This window comes from Prevotella sp. MA2016 (genome assembly GCF_000619825.1).
GTDB lineage: Bacteria > Bacteroidota > Bacteroidia > Bacteroidales > Bacteroidaceae > Prevotella.
On record NZ_KK211036.1, the window covers coordinates 692,118 to 708,210 of the forward strand.

General features: G+C 51.2%; 13 protein-coding genes. 2 read left to right on the top strand and 11 right to left on the bottom strand.

What is annotated here, in order from left to right; all coding sequences use genetic code 11:
* The first annotated feature begins 3 nt into the window (after nucleotides 1-3).
* Nucleotides 4-798 (top strand): M15 family metallopeptidase, encoded by a 795-nt coding sequence (locus T360_RS0113810; protein WP_028913299.1) that lies wholly within the window; start codon nucleotides 4-6, stop codon nucleotides 796-798.
* Between the two features lie 91 nt (nucleotides 799-889).
* Here T360_RS0113810 and nqrF read toward each other — a convergent pair whose 3' ends face one another.
* Genes nqrF through T360_RS0113840 form a run of 6 tightly spaced genes read right to left on the bottom strand, consistent with a single transcriptional unit; the run spans nucleotide 890 to nucleotide 6,644 of the window.
* A complete protein-coding gene (gene nqrF / locus T360_RS0113815) occupies nucleotides 890-2,158 on the bottom strand; it encodes an NADH:ubiquinone reductase (Na(+)-transporting) subunit F (RefSeq protein ID WP_028913300.1) in 1,269 nt (422 codons plus the stop codon).
* 6 nt (nucleotides 2,159-2,164) lie between these two features.
* Nucleotides 2,165-2,791 (bottom strand): NADH:ubiquinone reductase (Na(+)-transporting) subunit E, encoded by a 627-nt coding sequence (nqrE, locus tag T360_RS0113820; RefSeq protein WP_028913301.1) that lies wholly within the window; start codon nucleotides 2,789-2,791, stop codon nucleotides 2,165-2,167.
* 3 nt (nucleotides 2,792-2,794) lie between these two features.
* The gene (locus T360_RS0113825) at nucleotides 2,795-3,418 is read right to left on the bottom strand and encodes an NADH:ubiquinone reductase (Na(+)-transporting) subunit D (RefSeq protein WP_028913302.1); all 624 of its coding nucleotides are present in this window, start codon (nucleotides 3,416-3,418) and stop codon (nucleotides 2,795-2,797) included.
* Nucleotides 3,419-3,422: 4 nt separating this feature from the next.
* Nucleotides 3,423-4,094 (bottom strand): FMN-binding protein, encoded by a 672-nt coding sequence (locus T360_RS0113830; RefSeq protein ID WP_036929613.1) that lies wholly within the window; start codon nucleotides 4,092-4,094, stop codon nucleotides 3,423-3,425.
* A gap of 20 nt (nucleotides 4,095-4,114) precedes the next feature.
* Nucleotides 4,115-5,272, bottom strand: a complete 1,158-nt coding sequence (locus T360_RS0113835) for an NADH:ubiquinone reductase (Na(+)-transporting) subunit B (protein ID WP_028913304.1) — start codon at nucleotides 5,270-5,272, stop codon at nucleotides 4,115-4,117.
* A 28-nt stretch (nucleotides 5,273-5,300) separates the two neighbouring features.
* The gene (locus T360_RS0113840) at nucleotides 5,301-6,644 is read right to left on the bottom strand and encodes a Na(+)-translocating NADH-quinone reductase subunit A (RefSeq protein ID WP_028913305.1); all 1,344 of its coding nucleotides are present in this window, start codon (nucleotides 6,642-6,644) and stop codon (nucleotides 5,301-5,303) included.
* Between the two features lie 189 nt (nucleotides 6,645-6,833).
* On the opposite strand from T360_RS0113840, the gene T360_RS0113845 reads away from it, so the two are divergent.
* Nucleotides 6,834-11,204: a translocation/assembly module TamB domain-containing protein gene (locus T360_RS0113845; protein ID WP_036929615.1), complete on the top strand. Its 4,371-nt coding sequence runs from the start codon at nucleotides 6,834-6,836 to the stop codon at nucleotides 11,202-11,204.
* 136 nt (nucleotides 11,205-11,340) lie between these two features.
* Here the strand turns inward: T360_RS0113845 and T360_RS0113850 are convergent, their stop codons facing one another.
* The 5 genes from T360_RS0113850 to T360_RS0113870 are packed head-to-tail and all read right to left on the bottom strand — an operon-like array spanning nucleotide 11,341 to nucleotide 16,003.
* Entirely contained in the window at nucleotides 11,341-12,258 is a 918-nt protein-coding gene (locus tag T360_RS0113850) for a DMT family transporter (protein WP_028913307.1), read from the bottom strand.
* A gap of 42 nt (nucleotides 12,259-12,300) precedes the next feature.
* Entirely contained in the window at nucleotides 12,301-13,056 is a 756-nt protein-coding gene (gene truA / locus T360_RS0113855) for a tRNA pseudouridine(38-40) synthase TruA (protein ID WP_028913308.1), read from the bottom strand.
* Nucleotides 13,050-13,640, bottom strand: coding sequence for a hypothetical protein (locus tag T360_RS15520; RefSeq protein ID WP_051523581.1), 591 nt, complete (start codon nucleotides 13,638-13,640; stop codon nucleotides 13,050-13,052). Before T360_RS15520 ends, truA begins: the two co-directional genes overlap by 7 nt.
* A gap of 4 nt (nucleotides 13,641-13,644) precedes the next feature.
* Complete coding sequence (locus T360_RS15525; protein WP_051523582.1) at nucleotides 13,645-14,850, bottom strand: ABC transporter permease; 1,206 nt, start codon at nucleotides 14,848-14,850, stop codon at nucleotides 13,645-13,647.
* Complete coding sequence (locus tag T360_RS0113870) at nucleotides 14,834-16,003, bottom strand: ABC transporter permease (RefSeq protein WP_036929620.1); 1,170 nt, start codon at nucleotides 16,001-16,003, stop codon at nucleotides 14,834-14,836. The genes T360_RS15525 and T360_RS0113870 overlap by 17 nt, the downstream gene beginning before the upstream one ends.
* Nucleotides 16,004-16,093 lie beyond the last annotated feature (90 nt).

Below are 16,093 nucleotides of genomic sequence, written 5' to 3' on the forward strand. Positions count from 1 at the left end.
ACAATGAAAACGATTATGCAATGGTTGCTCGCCGCCATCCTGACTATCTGCGGTGCTAATATTATAATTAGCTGTAATAACATTAAAGATAATGCTGTCGTCAGTTTGACAGATGATAGCAGTCAGTTTGTAACATTGACAGATTCTGTTCCAGATGCCATCTTAGAGATTCGCTACTATGGCACCTACAACTTTGTGGGCAAGCGCATTGATGGTTATGAGGAGCCTACAGCCTTGCTTACCAAGCAGGCAGCCAAGGCACTGAAGGAGGTAAGCGACGACGTGATGAAGCAAGGATACAGACTGAAAATTTACGATGCCTACCGCCCACAGAAGGGAGTAGATCACTTTGTGCGCTGGGCGCAAAATCTCGCTGACACGATAATGAAACCATATTTCTATCCCGACCTCGACAAGAGCGTGCTCTTCGAGCAGGAATATATCTACGAGCGCAGCGGGCACACTCGCGGTTCCACCGTCGACCTGACCCTCTTCGACATGACAACAGAGAAGGAACTCGACATGGGCGGTACATTCGACTGGTTTGGACCAGAGAGTCATCCAGATTTCTGTGGTAATCCCGAAACGGGCGAATACACAGGCGACAACTCAAAGAGTACTGCCGAGCCGAAGCGGAGTATCACAGCCAAACAGTTCGAAAACCGTATGATTCTGCGCCGCGCGATGCTTGCTCATGGTTTCAAGCCTTTAGACACAGAGTGGTGGCACTTTACACTCAGCAACGAGCCATTCCCCGACACATATTTTACCTTCCCTGTTAAACAACTAAACAAATAATATTAAAATTCCCACGTAGTAACAATACAAAAAAAGTGCAGTAACCTTGATGGCGCTGCACTTTTTTTTATGATTTGCGGGGGATAACGGATTATCCGCCGAAGTTATCGTACATGATTGACTCGGGATCTACGCCGAGCGAGTCGAGCATGCCCACAACGGCCTTCGACATAGGACCAGGACCACACATGTAGTACTCGATATCCTCGGGAGCATCGTGGTCCTTCAGATAGGTCTCGAACATCACGTTGTGAACAAATCCCGGTGTGTACTTTACGCCAGCAGCATCGGCTGCGGGGTCGGGACGGTCGAGCGCCAGGTGGAAGTGGAAGTTGGGGTACTCCTTCTCCAGTCCCAGGAAGTCGTCGAGATAGAACACCTCGTTCAGCGCGCGTGCACCATAGAAGTAGTGCATCTCGCGATCGGTGGTATGCAGCGTCTTGGTCATGTGCATGATCTGTGCACGCAGAGGCGCCATACCGGCACCACCACCAACCCAAATCATCTCCTTCTTCGAGTCGAAGTGTGGGTGGAAGTCGCCGAAAGGTCCGCTCATAATTACCTTGTCGCCAGGTTTCAGCGAGAAGATATACGATGAAGCGATACCAGGGTTCACATCCATGAAGCCCGAACGGTCGGCCTTGAAAGGAGGTGTGGCGATACGCACGGTGAGCATGAACACATCACCCTCGGCAGGATAGTTGGCCATAGAGTAAGCACGGATGGTGTCCTCGGGGTTCTTACACTTGAGTGGGAACAGGCCGAACTTCTCCCATGCAGGCAGATACTCGTCGCCAATCAACGACTTATCGAAGTCCTTATCATAGTCGATGCAATCAAACTTAGGAATCTTGATCTGAGCATACGAACCAGGCAGGAAGTCCATGTGAGCACCAGCAGGCAGCTGCACCTTAAACTCCTTGATGAAGGTAGCCACGTTCTTGTTAGAGATAACGGTACACTCGTACTCCTTAACACCCAGAATCGACTCATCTACATGAATCTTCAGGTCGCCCTTCACCTTGCATTGGCAACCCAGGCGCCAGTGGTCCTTGATCTGCTTGCGCGAGAAGTGAGGCTTCTCTGAGTCGAGAATCTCGCCACCGCCCTCAAGCACCTGTACCTTACATTGTCCGCAGCTAGCCTTACCGCCACAGGCTGAAGGCAGGAAGATGCCGTTCTCGTTGAGCGTAGCCATCAGGTTGTTGCCCTGAGGCACGTTCAGCACCCTGTCGCCGTTGACTGTAATATTCACGTTGCCGCTGGGGCTGAGATACTTCTTAGCCACCAACAGGATAATCACCAGCAGGATGATTACCAGGAGAAACACTCCTATACTATATGCTATAAACTGTGCCATACCTTATTAAATGTTTAAGCCAGAGAAACACATCATCGCCATAGCCATGAGGCCCACGGTGATAAACACAATGCCGAGACCCTGCAGGGGCTTGGGTACATCCGAATACTGCATCTTTTCGCGGATGGCACCCATGGCTACGATAGCCAGCGCCCAACCTATACCAGAGCCGAAGCCATAGATGATGGCATCCCAAACGCTGGTGATGGCCTGCGAGTTAGAAGGATCCATCAGGATGCGCTGCTGCATGAACAGCGAAGCACCCATGATGGCGCAGTTAACGGCAATCAGAGGCAGGAAGATACCCAGCGCAGCATAGAGCGATGGCGAGTACTTCTCAACCGTCATCTCAACCAGCTGCACCATACCTGCGATAACAGCAATGAAGAGGATGAACGACAGGTAACTGAGATCTACACCCTCAACCAGACAGTCGGGGCCCAGCACCTTGGTCTGCAACAGATAGTTGACAGGAACGGTCACGGTGAGCACGAAGGTCACGGCGAGACCGAGTCCCAGCGAAGTCTTCACAGTCTTCGACACAGCCAGATAAGAGCACATGCCGAGGAAGAAAGCGAAGATCATATTGTCGACAAAGATCGACCTGAATAGTAATGATATTGCGTGTTCCATATCTTATTTCTCCTTATAAAAGTAAGCACGATGAACCCAAATCACACATCCCACGAGAATCAGCGCCATAGCAGGCATCGTCATCATACCATTGTTCACGTAACCGAAATCGTAGCAGGCATCGGGGATAATCTGGAAGCCCAGCAGAGAGCCACGGCCCAGCAACTCGCGAACGGCACCCACGATGACCAGGATCATAGCGTAGCCAAGACCGTTGCCCACACCATCGAGGAACGAAGGCCAAGGCTTGTTCTGCATGGCAAACGCCTCCAGGCGACCCATCAGGATACAGTTGGTGATAATCAATCCTACATATACGCTCAGCTGCACGCTCACATCGTAAGCGAAAGCCTTCAGAATCTGTGATACGATTGTTACCAGCGCAGCCACAACCACCAGCTGAACCACAATACGGATGCGGTTAGGGATAGTGTTGCGGATGATAGAGATGATGGTGTTAGAAAAGGCTGTGATAACAGTTACAGCCAGACCCATCACGATGGCGGGCTTGAGCTGCGATGTCACAGCCAGCGCCGAGCAGATACCCAATACCTGTCCGAGGATAGGATGATCTACATTCAACGGGTTTGTGAAAACCTCCTTATTTTGTTTACTGAATAATGCCATAGTCTTATTCCTCCACTACTTTAGTTGAATCAGTATTTGCAACAGTCTCGAGCAGCTTGCCGAAGGCGTAGGTCTTAAAGTCCTTCAAGCCGTCCTTCAGCATAGCGTCAACGCCATTCGAAGTGAGCGTAGCACCAGTCACGCAGTCAACCTGGCTGTCAGGATTGTCCACCTTCTTAACAACCGAGAGGATCACGTTGCCCTGCTCGTCCCAGATCTGCTTGCCGATAAACTTCTCCTGCCACTCCTGAGAGTCCTTGATTTCAGCACCCAGACCAGCGGTCTCACCTTCGTGGTTGAAGTGGGCACCATAAACCTTACCCTCTTCGTCGATAGCCAGATAACCGCTGATGCCACCCCAGAGGCCCATGCCCTTGAGCGATACTACAACGACGTTCTTACCATCAATCTGGCACTCATAAGCCTTCTGGCCATTCTCATCGTCCTCTTTCTCGGCCTTTACCACCTCGGCATATTTTGCCTCGGCCTCGGCACCATCCAGGTTGCGGATGTTGAGCGAGTAGAGAATCTGCTTCTTCACATCAAGTGCCACGTTAGCATCCTGCATAGGCTTCAGAGCCTGATAGACAAAGGCCAGCAGGAAGGCCACGATGACCACAAGAATCGCACTATATATAATAATGTACGAGTTCGAATTTGTATTTAACTTAGCCATATCTTCAATTCTTCAATTTTTCAATTCTTCAATCTTTTCTGGCGTTTCGAGATATTGCGCTCCACAACGAAGTGGTCGATAGTAGGAGCAAACATGTTGCCAAAGAAGATGGCAAGCATCATACCCTCAGGATAACCGGCATTCAGCACGCGGATGATGATGGCCATAGCGCCAATCAGGAATCCGTAGATGTACTGTCCGGTAGTGGTGCGGCATGAGGTAACAGGGTCGGTAGCCATAAACACAGCTCCGAAAGCGAAGCCACCCATCACGAAGTGGTGCCACCAGGTCATACCCTGACCAGTCTGCTCGAAGATAAGAGCCAGCAGCGTGCCGCCTACGAATACGCTCAGCATGGTGCGCCAAGAGGCGATGCCCGTCCACAGCAGGATAGCAGCACCAATAGCGATAGCTACGAGCGAAGTCTCACCGATAGAGCCGGGAATGAATCCGAGCGCCATATCCAGGATAGAGGCATCAGGAGTGATGTTCTGTGCCAGCTCACCAAGTGGTGTAGCAGCGGTGAATCCGTCGGGCAGGTCGTTACCCAGACCGAAGATAGAGTTCTGAGCCACCCAAACGGTGTCGCCAGTCATCTTCGAAGGATAAGCGAAGAAGAGGAACATACGTGCTGCAATAGCAGGGTTGAAGATGTTCATACCAGTACCACCGAATATCTCCTTACAGAAGATGACCGAGAAGGCGCAAGCCAGAGCCAGCATCCACAGCGGACAACCGATAGGAATAATCAGCGGAATGATGATACCAGAAACGAGGTAACCCTCCTGGATCTCCTCACCCTTCCATTGTGCCCAGGCAAACTCGATGCCCAGACCTACGATGTAGCTCACCAGAATCTTGGGTAGCACAGCCAGGAAACCGTAGGCAAACAGCTCGAAGAATGAAGCTGTAGCGAGCGTGCCGGCAGCCAGGTAGTTCTGATAGCCGATGTTATACATACCAAACAGCATGGCAGGCATCAGGGCGATAACCACCATACTCATGATGCGCTTCGAGTCGATAGCGTCGTGAATGTTCACGCCACCTGCCTTTGCTGTGTCGTTAGGCACAAAAAGGAATGTCTCAAAGCCATCGAAAACCGAACGGAAAGCATGCAGCTTGCCACCCTCCTCGAAGTTCGGTTTTACCTTATTGAGATAATTTCGTAATGCTTTCATTGTCTATTGAAAATTGAACATTTGAACATTAAGCATTTTCCTTGCGGAGGATGTTAAGGCCCTCACGTACAATGCGTTGCAATTCTAACTTAGAGCTATCCACGAACTCTGCAAGAGCGAAATCCTCTGGACTCACCTCGTAGATACCAAGCGCCTCCTGGCGGTCGATATCACCAGCAATGATGGCCTTGATGAGATACTCACCATAGATGTCCATAGGCAGCACCTTGTCGTACTCGCCACTCATAATCATGTGGCGCTCACCACCCTTCACGCGGGCATCGAGTGCATACTGCTTCTTGCCACACAGCCATGAGAAATAGCTACGGTTCACAGAGAACTGCTTGAAGCGTGGCAGAATCCATCCCAGCATCTCGTCGGCATCGTTACCCTCAGGGATAACGGTCACCTCGCTGGTGTGGGCTCCCAGGAATCCGTCCTTCGTTGTGGGGCGGCCTGTCAGCACATTACCATTGATGATGCGCACGCTCTTCTGGGCGTCGTAGCTGTTGCTGAGCAGCGTAGAGAGCTCCTCACCCACCAGCATATCCACATAGGCAGGGTTCTTCACCTCACTACCGCAAAGGGCTACTGTGCGGCGCAGATCTACCTTACCAGTATTGAACAAGCGACCGATGAACAGCACTACCGATGGGTCGCCGATGGTCCAAACCACCTCACCCTTGTTCACAGGGTCGATGTTGTTCACCTGTACGCCCACGTTACCTGCAGGGCACTTGCCGTCGAACACGTTCACCTCGACGTCCTTCACACCCTCAAGCTGTGAGCCTACACCTACACCAAGATAGGTCTTAGCAATCTTTGAGAGAGCTGTCAAACCAGTCTGGAAGTCCTGCTCCTGGCCCTTCACCTCAAACTCGAAGTCGGCAGCCAGAGGCTTGTCTCTCAGAGCCGAAACGAAAATTGCCTTAGGCTGCACACTTGGATTGGTCGAAACAGCATAAGGCAACTGATTGATGTAGCCGAAGATACCGGCCTCTAACAGCGCGTTAATCACTTGATCGCCCGCAAGCTTGCTGACGTCCTTCTTGCCGAAATCTACATAAGTCTGCGTCTCGTCGGCATCCACTCTCACGCAGAGCACCTTTCTACGTTCACCACGCACCACCTCGCGGACGGTACCGCTAACTGGCGAGGCAAACTTCACCTCGGGATACAGCTTGTTGACGAACAAGGCATCCCCGGCCTTGACATGATCGCCCTCCTTGACAACAACCTTTGGAGTCACACCCTCAAAATCATCGGGAACAAGCGCATACTTGCCGTTTGATTTCAGTTGGATTTTCTTCTCCTCGGCCTTGCCCTCAAGGGTAATGTCTAAGCCTTTGCGTAACTTAATCACATTTGCCATTTATATCAGAAATTATATTGAATAGTCTCGTTGCGAGTGCAAAATTACATAAAAAAAGCCACATTTCATCAAATAATGGAAAAAAAAAGCCTAAATCACGACAAAAAGTCGTAATTTTGCTCCGTGAAGTTACTCAAAAGATTCATTAGCTGGACAATTTGGGGTGTCATTCTGCTGAATGCAACCCTCATGACCGTATCTCATATACCGCAGGCTCAAGCCTATCTTGCAGGCAGGATAGCAGCAGCTGTTTCCCAAAAATTAGGCACCAACGTACAGGTGGGGCGCATAGATTTGGGATTCTTCAATCGTATCATTATTGATAATGTGCGCATCGAAGACCAACAGCAGAAAGATATGCTGCGCGTGGGTCGCCTGTCGGTGCGCCTGGAACTGCTACCGCTGATGGATGGCAAAATCTCCATTTCGTCAGCCCAGCTGTTTGGTGCACATTTCTTATTATATAAAGCACATGCACAGAGTAAGCCCAACTTCCAGTTTGTGCTCGACTCGCTGGCGTCGAAAGACACCACCAAGCATACCCCACTCGACCTGCGTATCAACTCGCTCATCATACGCCGCTCAAGTGTGACATTCGACCAGACCGACCAGCCACACACGGCGGGCATCTTCAACCCTGCCCACATCAGGGTGAGCAACCTGAGCGCCCACATCAATCTGAAGGCGCTCACCGACGACTCGCTGAACGTGAACGTGAAAAGACTGGAGATGAAGGAGCGTTGCGGACTCACCGTGAAGCGCATGAAATTCTATCTGGCAGCCGGGCGCCACCAGGCGCAACTGCAGAATCTGCTGGTAGAACTGCCACACTCTCGCCTGCAGATAGACACCCTGAATGCCAACTATCAGATGGTGAACGGACGCCTGCAGAAGGAGTCAATCAGCTACCAAGGCAAGATATCTAACACATCTGTAACACCCTCAGAACTAGCCTGTTTCGTTCCAAAGCTAAAGAATCTATCAAAGAGCATATCGCTAGCAACCCGATTCCACGGAACCGATTCGCAAGTGAATATTCCCAGTCTGCAGATAGTATCAGCAGGTCACGATTTCGACCTCGACGCTCATGGCTGGATAGCCAACTGGCAGAAGCGCGCTTCGTGGAACTGGCAGCTGAACCATCTGGCTGTATCCAACGATTTCATCAACCAGTTGGCCAACGCTTTTCCACAGATTCCTACAGAGCTGACCCGCCTGAACGGTGTGCAGTTATCGGCAGTTTGCGAGCGCAACCAGCAGGGAGCAGGCTTGCTGCAAGCCGACATGCATACGGGTGTTGGCGATGCTAAAGTAAACATGAATCTGGCCGACGACCAGACGTTTGCGGGTAGCGTAGAGATTGCCGCGCTGAACCTGCAGCAGCTGTTGGCCAACGAGCATCTGGGCACGCTCTCTACCGAACTCAAGCTTAACGGCGTGCTCCACGAAGGCAATAAGCCCGACGTGAACGTGAACGGCGTGATCAGCGACTTCGACTACAAAGGTTACACCTATCATAATATGGCTCTGAGTGGCAGCTACAACCAGGAAGCCATCGCGGGCGTATTCGATATCAACGACCCGAACCTGGAAGCTCAAATCAAAGCTGAGCTTGCCGATGAGCACGTGAATGCTGCCAACAGTCGCCACGCCATCAAACTGCATGCTAACATAGAGCGCTACAATCCGCAAGCGCTGCATCTGACCGACCAATGGGAGAATGCCACGCTCAGCGGACAACTTGAAGCTAACCTAGCAGCGCGCAACCTGAACGACGCCCAGGGCAATATCCGCCTGAGCAACTTCCATATTTCAGCCACCTACCACCATCCCGCCTACAGACTTGACAACCTGAACATCACCACAGGGCAGCGGGATGATATTCATTTCCTGACCTTGAAGAGCGACTTTGCAGATGCCGAACTGAAAGGACAGTTCGACTTCAAGACGCTGGCAGCCTCGTTCACCAACCTGCTGAAGAGCAAACTCCCCACCCTGCCCATTCTGCCTGCTGCCACCACCAAGACCAGCAACAACTTTGCCCTGCGACTGATGGTGAGCAAAAGCGACTGGCTGCGACGCATCTTCAATATCGACCTGCAGCTGAACCAGCCCGTGAACCTGCAAGCACGCGTAAACGACTATACCAACGAGCTCTATCTGAACGGCAACGCGCCTTCTTTCGCCTACAACGGTTCGCGCTATGAAGAAGGTTTCGTGAATATCTCATCGCCTGCCGACACCCTGCGCCTGAACATGAACATCCAGAAGATGATGGACAACGGGCAGCGCCTTGACATGGGCCTGTCGGCACATGCGGCCAACAATAATCTCACCACCTCGCTCGTATGGGACAACCACGCTGAAGCCAAGCGCATGAGCGGCGAGTTTAACACCATCATGCAGCTCTACCACAACGTGGCCAACAAGCCAGAAGCTCACTTCCGCGTGATGCCCTCACACATCATTCTGAGGGACGAAGGATGGGATATCGAGCCATCGGATGTGCTCTATACCGACAATTTCCTGCTGGTGGACCACTTCTCCGTACAGCACGGCAACCAGCACATCATCGTGGATGGCATCGCATCGAAAAACGAGAGCGACTCGCTAACGGTGGATCTGCGCGAGGTGGAGGTGGGATATATTCTCGACCTGGTGAATTTCCATAGCGTAGAGTTCAGCGGAAAAGCCAGCGGCAGAGCCAATGCCTCATCGCTCTTTGGCGACTTCAAGGCCAATGCCGACCTGACGGTTGACGAGTTTAAGTTTGAAAATGGTAACATGGGCGTGCTGCACGCCCTGGCCAACTGGAACCACGAAGCGCAGCAGATAGATATCCATGCCGTGGCCGACGATGGACCTAACGCCAAGACGCGCATCAACGGCTATGTATCACCCGTTCACAACACCATCGACTTGGGTATCGAGGCCGACGGCACTAATATCGAGTTCATGCACAACTTCACCAAGAGCTTCCTCTCAAGCATCACGGGCAGAACCGATGGAAAGGTACGCCTGGCCGGCACGCTCGACAACATCAACCTGACCGGTCAACTGGTGGTGGATGGTGAAGCCAGCGTGACTGCACTCAACACCACCTATAAGCTGGAGCGCGACACGGTTATCATGATTCCCGACGAGATAGAGCTGCACAACATGCGCCTGACAGATGCCTTGGGGCATGAGGGCATACTGACAGGCGGCATACACCACCAGCACCTGACTAATATGAGTTACGACCTGAAGGTGGATGCCAACAATCTGCTGGCCTACGACTTCAACGACTTTGGCGACTCTAACTTCTATGGTACGGTTTATGCCACAGGCGACGTAACCATCAGCGGGCATGGCAACGACGTGATCATCAACTGCAACGTGACGCCACAGCCGGGCACGGTATTCGTGTATAACGCCGCCAGCCCCGACGCCATCAGCAACCAGGAGTTTATCTCGTGGGAGACCGGCGACGCCGGCCAGACTAGTATGACGAGCCCGGCAAGTACGGCTAACCCAGAGCGCACGAATTCGCGCGCCGACGATACGGATATCTACATCAACTTCCAGATAAACGCCACGCCACAGGCAGCTCTGAAACTGCTGATGGACGAGGGTACCAAGGATCATATCACCCTCTATGGCAACGGCTCGCTGCGAGCTGCCTTCCACAACAAGGGCTCATTCAACATGTTTGGTACCTATACCGTGGATCATGGCACCTACGGCATCACGATACAGAACATCATCAAGAAGAACTTCACCTTCAACCGTGGCGGTACCATCGTGTTCGGTGGCGATCCTTATCAGGCAGCACTCAACCTGCAGGCAGTATATACCGTGAGCGGCGTGAGCCTGAGCGACCTGAATATCGGCAACTCGTTCAGCAACAACACCATCCGCGTGAACTGCTTGATGAACATCGGCGGACAGCCGGCAGCACCACAGGTGGACTTCGACCTGGAGATGCCTACGGTAAATGCTGATGAGCAGCAGATGGTACGCTCGGTGATCAACGGACAGCAGGAGATGAACCAGCAGGTGGTGTATCTGTTGGCTATCGGCCGATTCTACAACCAGGGTGCCAACAACAGCAGCAGCGCCACAGGCGAGCGTGCCGACCAGACATCGCTGGCCATGCAGAGTTTCCTGTCGGGTACCCTCTCATCGCAAATCAACACGCTCATCAACCAGTTTATCAAGAACGACAACTGGAACTTCGGTGCCAACATCTCGACTGGTAATGAGGGCTGGCATAATGCAGAATACGAGGGCATCATCAACGGACGTATGCTGAACAACCGACTGCTGCTGAACGGACAGTTTGGCTATCGCGACAACGCTACGCAAGCCAATCCATCGTTTATCGGCGACTTCGACGTGCAGTATCTCCTCTACCCCAACGGCAACCTGGCGCTGAAGGTGTATAACCAGACCAACGACCGCTACTTCACGAAGTCGAGTCTGAACACCCAAGGCATCGGTCTGATTATGAAAAAAGACTTCAACGGCATTAGAGATTTATTCTCGTCGAAGAAACGTAAACGCAAAGAAAAGAAATAGGCACAGTATATTTAAGGCACGGATTACACGGTTCTTTTAAAAAAAGAGACACGGCTATAAGTACATAAAAAAGACACAGCTCGATAAAAGCCGTGTCTTTAATTTATTAAAGCCGTGTAATCCGTGCCTAAAATAATTATTTACTACCAATGTAGAGGAATACCATTCCGAGGAGCACAAGCGCCAGGTCGAAGGCTTTGGCCTTGAGGTTCTTTTCGTGGAAGAACATCGCACCAAACATAAAGCTCACAATCACACTACCACGACGAATCATCGACACAATCGAAATCATAGCCTCGGGCAAACTGAGCGAGTAGAAATACATGAAGTCGGCAATACTCAGAAACAGACTGACACCAACTATCGACCACGACCAATGGAACGGTGTGGTCTGCTCGTGCTTAGGCCACCACAGCAGCAACAACATAGCGCCCATCATGATACATTGATAGAGATTATACCACGACTGCACCATCATACGGTCGAGCCCTACGCCACCACTCTCTACAGGAGCCATCAGGAATTTATCGTAAAGACCACTTATGGCTCCCAGCACAGCAGCGCCTACAATCATGTAAATCCAATGGTCGTGCTTAAAGTCGATACCCTCCTTCTTGCCACTACGACTGAGCAACAGGAATGAGGCGATGGCCAGCATCACACCTATCCATTGCCAATGGTTCAGGCGCTCGCCAAACACCAGCAGCGCTCCCACCAGCACCATCACAGGGCGCGTGGCGTTGATAGGGCCAACAATGGTAAGGGGCAGATGCTTCATACCGAAATAGCCCAGAATCCAACTCGACAGCACGATAAACGACTTCAGCAGAATATACTTGTGCATATCCCAGCCACCTTCGGCCACATGGAAAATAGTGCCGTCGAGCACATGGCTGGCACCGCTCAGCACGATGAACGGGATGAATATAATGCTTGAAAACAAGGTGTTAAGAAACAACACGGGAATAACCGCATTACCCTTCAAGGCATGCTTCTTCAACGAATCATAGCAGCCCAACAAAGCCGCCGACATAAATGCTAAAAATAACCACATTATCCTGAACTCTCAATTATCAATCGTCAATTATCAATTAAATCAGTATTTCACGTCTTCGAGGAACAGCGCGTTGCCGGGCATCGAGTCGCCAGCATCGCTGCGGCGCTTGCCCTCTATCACACCACGAAACTCATCGAGCGACAGTCGGCCGCGGCCCACATCAACCAATGTGCCAACCACAGCACGCACCATATTGCGCAGGAAGCGATTGGCCGTGATCACAAAATACCAGGACGTGTCGCCCGTTTGTATCCATTCGGCACGGGTGACGTGGCAGAGCGTGGTCTTCACATCGGAATGCGCCTTGCAGAATGCACCAAAATCCTCATAGGTGATGAGAATACGACCAGCCTCGTTCATCGCCTCGAAATCCAGCGGATAATGAATCTCGCACGAATAATGGCGCAGGAAGGGGTCCTTACGCGTGTGTATATAATAATGGTACGTGCGCTCGGTGGCCGAGAAGCGGGCATGCATATCAAGCGAAACCTCCTCAATCCTATCAACCACGATATCCTGAGGCAGCATGCGGTTCATCTTATACGCCAACTGCTGACAGTCGATAGCTGCCCTCTCATTCGCGGGATCAGAGGAGATGTCAAAATGTGCCGCCATCACACGGGCATGCACACCTGCATCCGTACGACCTGCGCCCGTAATACTAATATCCTGTCGGAGTAAGGTTGAGAGCACCCTTTGCAGCTCGCCCTGAACGGAAATGCCGTTGGGCTGCACCTGCCATCCATGATAGTTGGTGCCATCATAACTCAACCAAATAAAATATCTTTTTACCATCTGTTATCAAAACTATTTCGCTGATTCCACACACTCAGCTGGAAACTGAAGTTGAGATTCACGTTATATTTTACCGTGGCGCCTATCTTGTCGCCAAAATCATCGCCCAGCCACCACATGTTCTGCAGCGGCATGCGGGGGTGCATCATCGACTTCTGTGCAAAAATGCCTGCCTCCCAATGCTCATCAAAGCGATAGTTGAGCATCGCCGTGAGTCCGGCATCACGCATCTGGTGGCGCCCATAGTCGAGGAACGAGCTATAGCCACCTATCGAGAACGAGAGCTTAGGCATCAACTGTCCGGCATACATCACAGCGGCGCTATTGGAAAAACCGCTGCTGGCATGACTGCCCAGTCCGAAGATGGCTGCTGCCGAAAACGACGCGTTGAGTCCGGGATGCAACTCCCAGTTGCCCAGACTGGCGAAAGTGCTACCGATATAAGGAAAGGTAGCGATAGTGCCGCAATACGTCATCGGTGGCAACGAGAATGTTGTATCAGGCAGCAGCGCAGCCTTCTCCACCTCCTGCGCCTTGAGGCAGGTGGCGAAACAAACTAATGCGATGACCAACCACTTTCTCATAATCCTAATCCGTTAAGTGTAAATGCCGGCGCGTCTCACGCAACTGATGACCATATACCAGGCACGCCATACCAAAATAGAAAGCCACCTGAACCCAAAGACAGCGCAACTCGAAAGTAACATCACCAATACTGGCGCCCATACTGTTTAATCGCAGATAGGCTCTGACACCAAAAGTACTGGGGAAAATCCACGACACGCCCTGCCATGCACCAGGAATATTGCTTTGCGGCCACGAAACACCCGTCAGGAACAGCAACGGCAACGAGATGAACACCATCAGCAGAATCACATTCTCGCGATAGCGCACCATGCACGAAACCGTCATGCCAAAGAAGACACAGGCCAACAGATAAGGCACCATGAGAGCCATCAGATTCTGCCAAGGAGCCAACTGCATAAAACCAAACAGCTTTGGCACCACCGCTACCAGATAAGTGCCCATAACAGCATACACCATCAGATAACAAAGCGCTTTACCACCTACGATACGATAGATGCCCGAATAAGCGGGATGAGCAGGTACCAGATCGCCATCAGGATTTGACTCGCGAGCCGTACCGGCAGCCAGTCCGATGCCAAGCGCCAACGTCTGCTGGATAATCAGCATCAGCACGGCAGGCAAAACCGATGTACCATAACCACCTTGGGGATTAAACATCGGCACCTCCTCTACTTCGAGCGGGCTCACAGTTATCACATCTTCACGGGCAGTATAGTTGCCAGCCAGCGCCACCTGCATCTGCGCACCCATCTTGGTGCTCACAGCCATCGCCGTCTGATAAATAGCTTTATAGGTAAGCATCAGCGCCATATCACAATACACGCTAATGGTGGATTGCTCCATGCGATTCAGCTTCGTGGCAAAATCCTCGGGAATATAATAGATACCCTTTGCTACCTGCCGACTCACTAAGCTTTTTGCTTCGTCTAAGTCTAATGCATGACTGATCACCTTCACATCGGGCGAAGCATCGCACATGCGGATAAACTGGCGCGACTGATGCGAATGCGACATATCAACCACTACTACAGGCACCTCGCGAACGGTCTCATTATTATAAACCCACGAGTAAAGCAGCGGATAAACCAAAGGCACAATGACACAGAAAATCAGCACGCCCTCGTCGCGAAGCACCTGCTTGAACTCCTGTCGCCAGATATAAGCGGCATCATTTAAAGCCTGTATGATTTTATGGAATATAGACATAAGTGAGCATAGCATTTTTAATCTTACTGATAACAAACCAAGGCATCAGCGTGAAACCTATCAGCGCTACCAGATGGAACCAGGCATCAATAAGCGGATAGCCATTAAATACCGTTATCTGGAATAGCATATAATAATGGCGCAACGGGAATAGCCACGTGAGCGCCTGCAGAGGAGCATCCATACCCATAGCCGGGAAAGCAGAACCCGCCAGCGAGAAACTAAGAACGCCCCACAACGAACAGATACTCATGGACATGCGCAACGAAGGCATCAGGCCAAAAGCAAAGATACCGAATCCGATAGACCCAAACACGCCAAGTAAAGACAGGAGGACTACCATCATCCAACCGCCTACGTGTGGAAAATGGAGCACATGATAGATGTAGAACTGGTAGAAAAACATCAGCAGCAAGAATACCAATATATGAGGCAGATACTTACCAATGATGGCTACAACTATCTTACCATCGGCCTTTTCGATCCACTCCTTACCACGATTAAACTTCAGTTCCATGCCCAACGAATAGGCGGATATCAGAAACATAAAGAGCATCATCACACCAGGCACAAACACGGTAGAGAGATACACATTATAGTTTGACCAAGGATTGGCCACCTGATGCAGGTCGATACGGATGGGTTGCAAAAAAGCCTGAATCTGCTTGTCGGTAGCGCCTTTAGCACGCAACGTGGCCATACCTACAGCTGCTGAACCAAGGGTGGAAACGGTCTTCAGATCTTTCATCACCATCGAACCGCCCGACAGCGACACATTACTATAATAAAACGATATCTTGGGCCTACGAGCCGCCATCAGACTGCTGGTAGTGCCTTTTGGGAAATACAGGAAACCGTAGATCTCGTTTTCCTGCATGGCATGACGCGCCTCGGCAACCGACTGGAAATGAGCCACTACCCGCGAGTTCTGGAAACCATCCAACTTGCGGGTGAGCGCACGGGTAGTTGAGGTATTATCGAGATCAACCACGCCCACAGGCAAGTCCTGCGGCAGGCCATCGTCGAGCAGCGATGTAAAAAACACCATCGTCAACAGCGGAAAAACCACCATACAGAAGCCATACATGGGATTCTTTTTCAGAATCTTCATCTCACGCAAAGCTATCTCCCATATCAAAGCTAAGTACTTCAATTCTTCAACTCTTCAATTTTTAATACTTCGTATTGAGTCCTCTCACGTTCGGCATAGCTCAAGCAAGCTTGGCTTTGCTCTCACTTAATC

Bases quoted from the DNA above. Each gene is read 5' to 3' on its own strand.
- T360_RS0113810 (WP_028913299.1), top strand. From the start codon at position 4: ATGAAAACGATTATGCAATGGTTGCTCGCCGCCATCCTGACTATCTGC.
- nqrF (WP_028913300.1), bottom strand. From the start codon at position 2,158: ATGGCACAGTTTATAGCATATAGTATAGGAGTGTTTCTCCTGGTAATC.
- nqrE (WP_028913301.1), bottom strand. From the start codon at position 2,791: ATGGAACACGCAATATCATTACTATTCAGGTCGATCTTTGTCGACAAT.
- T360_RS0113825 (WP_028913302.1), bottom strand. From the start codon at position 3,418: ATGGCATTATTCAGTAAACAAAATAAGGAGGTTTTCACAAACCCGTTG.
- T360_RS0113830 (WP_036929613.1), bottom strand. From the start codon at position 4,094: ATGGCTAAGTTAAATACAAATTCGAACTCGTACATTATTATATATAGT.
- T360_RS0113835 (WP_028913304.1), bottom strand. From the start codon at position 5,272: ATGAAAGCATTACGAAATTATCTCAATAAGGTAAAACCGAACTTCGAG.
- T360_RS0113840 (WP_028913305.1), bottom strand. From the start codon at position 6,644: ATGGCAAATGTGATTAAGTTACGCAAAGGCTTAGACATTACCCTTGAG.
- T360_RS0113845 (WP_036929615.1), top strand. From the start codon at position 6,834: ATGACCGTATCTCATATACCGCAGGCTCAAGCCTATCTTGCAGGCAGG.
- T360_RS0113850 (WP_028913307.1), bottom strand. From the start codon at position 12,258: ATGTGGTTATTTTTAGCATTTATGTCGGCGGCTTTGTTGGGCTGCTAT.
- truA (WP_028913308.1), bottom strand. From the start codon at position 13,056: ATGGTAAAAAGATATTTTATTTGGTTGAGTTATGATGGCACCAACTAT.
- T360_RS15520 (WP_051523581.1), bottom strand. From the start codon at position 13,640: ATGAGAAAGTGGTTGGTCATCGCATTAGTTTGTTTCGCCACCTGCCTC.
- T360_RS15525 (WP_051523582.1), bottom strand. From the start codon at position 14,850: ATGTCTATATTCCATAAAATCATACAGGCTTTAAATGATGCCGCTTAT.